This window comes from Mycobacterium sp., assembly GCF_049673265.1.
In the GTDB taxonomy this organism is placed as follows: domain Bacteria; phylum Actinomycetota; class Actinomycetes; order Mycobacteriales; family Mycobacteriaceae; genus Mycobacterium.
On the sequence record NZ_JBATXN010000325.1, the window covers coordinates 1 to 5,065 of the forward strand.

The 5,065-nt window shown below is 63.1% G+C and carries 5 protein-coding genes; all 5 read left to right on the plus strand.

Annotated elements, in window-relative coordinates; translation table 11 throughout:
• Positions 1-638, plus strand: a 638-nt coding sequence (locus WBF82_RS11460; protein WP_424383151.1) for a hypothetical protein, incomplete at its 5' end; no start/stop codon positions are given.
• Positions 639-1,004: 366 nt separating this feature from the next.
• The gene (locus tag WBF82_RS11465) at positions 1,005-1,073 is read left to right on the plus strand and encodes a DUF6131 family protein (RefSeq protein WP_424383153.1); all 69 of its coding nucleotides are present in this window, start codon (positions 1,005-1,007) and stop codon (positions 1,071-1,073) included.
• A gap of 81 nt (positions 1,074-1,154) precedes the next feature.
• Positions 1,155-2,402, plus strand: coding sequence for a fatty acid desaturase family protein (locus WBF82_RS11470; protein ID WP_424383152.1), 1,248 nt, complete (start codon positions 1,155-1,157; stop codon positions 2,400-2,402).
• Between the two features lie 112 nt (positions 2,403-2,514).
• Positions 2,515-3,375, plus strand: a complete 861-nt coding sequence (locus tag WBF82_RS11475) for an alpha/beta fold hydrolase (protein WP_424383154.1) — start codon at positions 2,515-2,517, stop codon at positions 3,373-3,375.
• The coding region (locus WBF82_RS11480) for an APC family permease (RefSeq protein WP_424383155.1) at positions 3,375-5,065 on the plus strand (1,691 nt) is incomplete at its 3' end. The genes WBF82_RS11475 and WBF82_RS11480, both read left to right, overlap by 1 nt.

Sequence of the window (5,065 nt, forward strand, 5' to 3'; positions counted from 1 at the left end):
CCCAGCGGAGCAAACTCGCCATGAAGATCAGTGCGGCCCTGGCCGCCGATTTGGGCATCCTCACCGCCGCCCTGGATGAGCCCGGTGCCGATGTGCTGCACAGTCTGCACCGCTTGGGCGCCAATGCCCAAGCGGCGGTTCCCACCTATCTGGGTCTGAGCGTGATCGTCGGCGGCAGTGATCCGCCGTTCACGTTCACCATTTTCGAGGAGGGCGCGGCCGACAATGTTCGCACCTCGCTTCGGCTGACGCTGCCCGGCGTCGGTGACGGCCGGGCATCGCCCTCGGGTGCCCTGATCCTCTACGCGGGGACGCCGGGAACATTTGTCGACCTCGCCGCAGACCTGGCGTGGCTAACCGGCCGTCCGCCCAGCGACTTCGCGCTCGATCAGCACCTGGGCGTCCCCGCCGGGTCGGACGCCGGGACAGCTCTGCGAACGGCGTCGGTCATCAACCAGGCGATCGGTGTCCTCATGGGCCGCGGCCACCCGCCGGGGCAGGCTCATCGGGAACTGGATGTCCGAGCTGATAGCGCGGGCACCGATCGACACACAGCCGCGCAGTTCATCCTCGACACTCTTACCGCTGAGGACCCCTCTGACGCCGAGCGCGCCAGTCAGGACCCAAACATGGGCTGAGTGTGCTGTCCTCGATCGTGCGAATGACCTTCTCCGCCAGCGTAATCCGTTCGACGAACATGTCACCACAGGGGACTCGGTGCCCAACCGCTGCTACTCGCGTGGCTGACCCCTCGGGTCAGAAGATCTGGCCGGCGGTACCCGGCAGGTGTAGCGTTGTTGTTGTTGAGCCCTTCAGCCAGTCCGGAAAGAGTTTGGCTGTACGCCGCTAAACTTGATGAGCTCTTGCTCGCGCCGCACATTTCAAAGTCGTCATCCGGAATTCGCGGGACCACCAACTCCGCATTCACCCGATCCGTGCGCGTCAGTTAGGACGCGCCGATCAGCCGGCGGCAACGCCAAACCGACGGCGAGCGAAGCGAAATGATGCGTTCAATCCCTGAGCTGATGGGACGGATGGGACACGCCGTCGGCGGTCGCTGCCACTACTACTGATCCGCCCGATGTACTCCCCGGCTCGGCTAGCAGTGGCCGAGCCTAGCGAGATGAACCCGAAAGAAAGAAAGAAAGAAAACGATGGCGATTACTGACGTTCCGGCCTTTGCTCACCTGACCTATCCCGACATCGAAAACCTGGGGGTTGAGCTAGATGCGATCAGGCTGGACATCGAGGATTCGCTCGGAGAGCGCGACGCGCGCTACATCCGCCGCACCATCGCCGCGCAACGTGCTCTAGATCTCGCCGGCCGGCTCATGCTGACCGCCAGCTCAAGGCGCTCGGCATGGTGGGCGGGAACACTGACACTCGGTTTGGCCAAGATCATCGAGAACATGGAGATCGGCCACAATGTCATGCACGGCCAGTGGAACTGGATGAACGACCCCGAGATTCACTCCTCGACATGGGAGTGGGACATGAGTGGTGCGTCAAAGCACTGGCGATACACCCACAACTTTCAGCACCACAAGTACACCAACATCCTCGGCATGGACGACGACGTGGGCTACAGCACCCTGCGAGTCACCCGCGACCAGCCCTGGAAGCCTTACAATATCGGCAACCTGCTGTTCAACAGCATCCTCGCGCTGGGATTCGAGTGGGGAATTGGGTTGCAGCCCATCGAGTTCGACAAGGCTTTCAAGGGCGGTCCGGACCGCGAAACCACCCTCCAGCAGATCCGCGAATTCTCCGCCAAAGCCGGAAGACAGGTGGTCAAGGACTACGTCGCGTTCCCGGCGTTCACTTCGCTGTCGCCGGCGGCGACCTACAAATCGACGCTGATGGCCAACGTCGTGGCCAATGTGATCCGCAACATCTGGGCCAACGCGGTGATCTTCTGTGGGCATTTCCCCGACGGCGCTGAGAAATTCACCAAGACCGACATGATCGGCGAAACCCGGGGTCAGTGGTATCTGCGCCAGATGCTAGGCAGTGCCAACTTCAACGCCGGGCCCGCGATGCGGTTCATGAGCGGCAACCTGTGCCACCAGATCGAGCATCACCTCTACCCCGATTTGCCCAGCAACCGCTTGCACGAGATCTCGATACGGGTTAGGCAAGTCTGCGAGAAATACGACCTCCCGTACACCACGGGTTCGTTCCTGATGCAGTACGGCAAGGCGTGGCGTACTATCGCCAAACTGTCGCTGCCAGACCGCTACCTGCGCGACACCGCCGATGACGCTCCGGAAACCCACAGCGAGCGGATGTTCACCGAACTGGAACCCGGTTTTGCCGGGACAGACCTGGCGACGGGGAGCCGCCGCGGCCTCAAGACAGCGATCGCGGCGGTCCGCCAATGGCGTCGCGACCCGCGCAGATGACCGTGATTTACTGGCCAGTAACCTACGGGACCGTAGGTTAAGTTATAGTCGGCTAGTAGTCGGGCCGGCGTGCCAGAACATCGTTGGATGGAGACCAGTTCGCGTGACCGAGATGAACTATCTCGATCTGCACGGTGAGCGTGTCGCCTATCGGGACGCCGGGGCCGGCGAGGCGCTGCTGTTGATTCATGGCATGGCTGGAAGTTCGGCGACCTGGCGGGCCGTCATCCCGCCGTTGTCAAAGAAGTATCGGGTGGTGGCACCGGACCTGTTGGGGCACGGTGAATCAGCCAAGCCGCGCGGTGACTATTCGTTGGGCGCGTTCGCGGCGTTGCTGCGTGATCTTCTCGATGAACTAGGCATCAGCCAGGCGACCGTGGTCGGTCAATCACTCGGTGGCGGCGTGGCCATGCAGTTCACCTATCAACATCGCGACTACTGTCGGCGACTGGTTCTTATCAGCAGCGGTGGCCTCGGCCCCGATCTGAGCTGGATATTGCGGATCCTCTCGGCACCCGGAGCCGAATTGGTGTTGCCAGTAGTCGCGCCGCAGCCGGTGTTGGACGTCGGCAACAAGCTGAGGTCATGGCTCAAGGCGGCCGGGATTCAGTCGCCGCGCACCGGCGAGATATGGAAAGCCTATTCGTCGTTGGCGGATCGGCAGGCACGGCAAGCGTTCCTGCGTACGTTGCGCTCGGTGGTGGATTACCGCGGCCAGGCGGTCAGTGCGCTCAACAAGATTCATCTAAGTCATGGATTACCCACCATGCTGATTTGGGGTGAGCAGGACCGGATCATCCCTGTCGCCCACGGGTACGCCGCTCACGAGGCTGTGCCGGGTAGTCGACTTGAGGTGCTCGCCGGTGTAGGGCACTTCCCGCATGTCGAGTCCCCGACAGCGGTGGTGGACATCCTTGACGACTTCATCGCCGCCACAGGGCGGGATGCCGATCTGACGAATCGAAAAACCTGATCAGAACAGTCGCCGACCGGGAGCGACCGGCTGATCAGATTGCTGATCCTCGGGTGCGGCGGCACCTGCGCGGCGATCCGCATCGGTTGACGGCCACCGGCGGTCTTGCCGCGTTGTCGTTGGACGCATTGTCCAGCGTTGCCTACGGTCCCGAAGCGATCGTGCTGGTTTTGGTCGCCGCGGGTACTGCCGCAGTGCGGTTGACCCTACCGATCGCGATAGCAATCACGGTGCTGCTGCTGGTGTTGGTCGTCTCGTACCGGCAGGTGATCGCGGTCCACCCGAACGGCGGCGGAGCCTACGCAGTGGCCAAAAAGGACCTCGGCCGAACGGTGAGCCTGTTGGCTGCGGCGAGCCTGGTGGTCGACTACGTGCTGACCGTTGCGGTGAGTCTGGCGGCCGGGGCGGCCAGTCTGGGCAGCGTCTTCCCGGTGATGGCCCATCACTTGCTGGGCGTTACGTTGGCGGGGCTTGCGCTGATCACCGCCATCAACCTGATCGGAATCGCCGAGTCGGCCAAGGTGCTGATGGGACCGGCGATGGTGTTCATCGTCAGTATCTTCGCCATCATCATCGTCGGGTTGATCCGTCCGCATCCGGTAGCCGTTATCGGTGCGGATCTGGGCCCCATCCGCGCGACCGAGGCACTGGGACTGGTGTTGATTCTCAAGGCGTTTTCGGCGGGTTGTTCCTCGCTGACCGGAGTCGAGGCAATCGCCAACGCGGTGCCCCAATTCCGGACGCCCATCGTCAAGCGGGCCCAACACACCGAGGTCGCGTTGGGAGTGTTGCTCGCATCCATGCTTGTTGGCCTGGCCGCGCTGATCCGGCTGCATCAAGTGACACCGCGCGGCGACGTCACGGTCCTCGCGCAGCTCTCGGCGGGAGCATTGGGAACCGGGTGGCCGTTCTATGTGACCAACTTGGCGGTAACTCTGGTGTTGGCTCTCGCGGCGAACACCAGCTTTGGCGGGCTGCCGGTGTTGATGCAGCTGCTGGCCAAGGACCACCGGCTGCCGCACCTGTTCACGCTTCGCGCCGAACGCCCCGTGTACCGCTACGGCGTTGCCGCTTTAGGCCTACTGGCCGCCGCGGTGTTACTCGTCGTCGGCGCCGAAACCCACCGGTTGTTGCCCGTGTTCGCGATCGGCGTCTTTATCGGATTCACGATCAGCCAAACCGGACTGGTCCGGCACTGGCTGCAACAACGCGGCCGCGGCTGGGTGGGCAAGGTCGCACTCAACGGGACCGGGGCGGTACTCACCGCCGTGGCAGGGGCGGTGCTCTTCGCCAGCAAATTCACCGAGGGTGCCTGGCTGCTGCTGCTGCTCGTGCCGGGGCTGATGCTGCTCTTCAATCGGATCGAACGCTATTACTATCACGTCGCCGAACAGTTGGATCTGGGACAACCGCCACTAAAACCCGTTCCGGGACCTTCCCGCGAAGCGGGTGACGCAATGGTCATCGTTCCGGTCATCACGATCAGCAAGGTCGTCGGGCATGCGTTGCAGGTCGCGATGCGACTTGGCGGCGAAGTGGTCCCGGTGACCGTCGACACCGACCCCGACGCCAACCGTCGGCTCTGCGAGCTCTGGAAACAATGGGACCCCGGGCTTGACCTACGGGTCCTGCCCAGCCCGCACCGCACCCTGGTGGCGCCCACGGTCGGTTTCGTCCGAACCCAAGTCGA

Coding starts and splice junctions, on each gene's coding strand:
- WBF82_RS11470 (WP_424383152.1), top strand. CDS start 1,155: ATGGCGATTACTGACGTTCCGGCCTTTGCTCACCTGACCTATCCCGAC.
- WBF82_RS11475 (WP_424383154.1), top strand. CDS start 2,515: ATGAACTATCTCGATCTGCACGGTGAGCGTGTCGCCTATCGGGACGCC.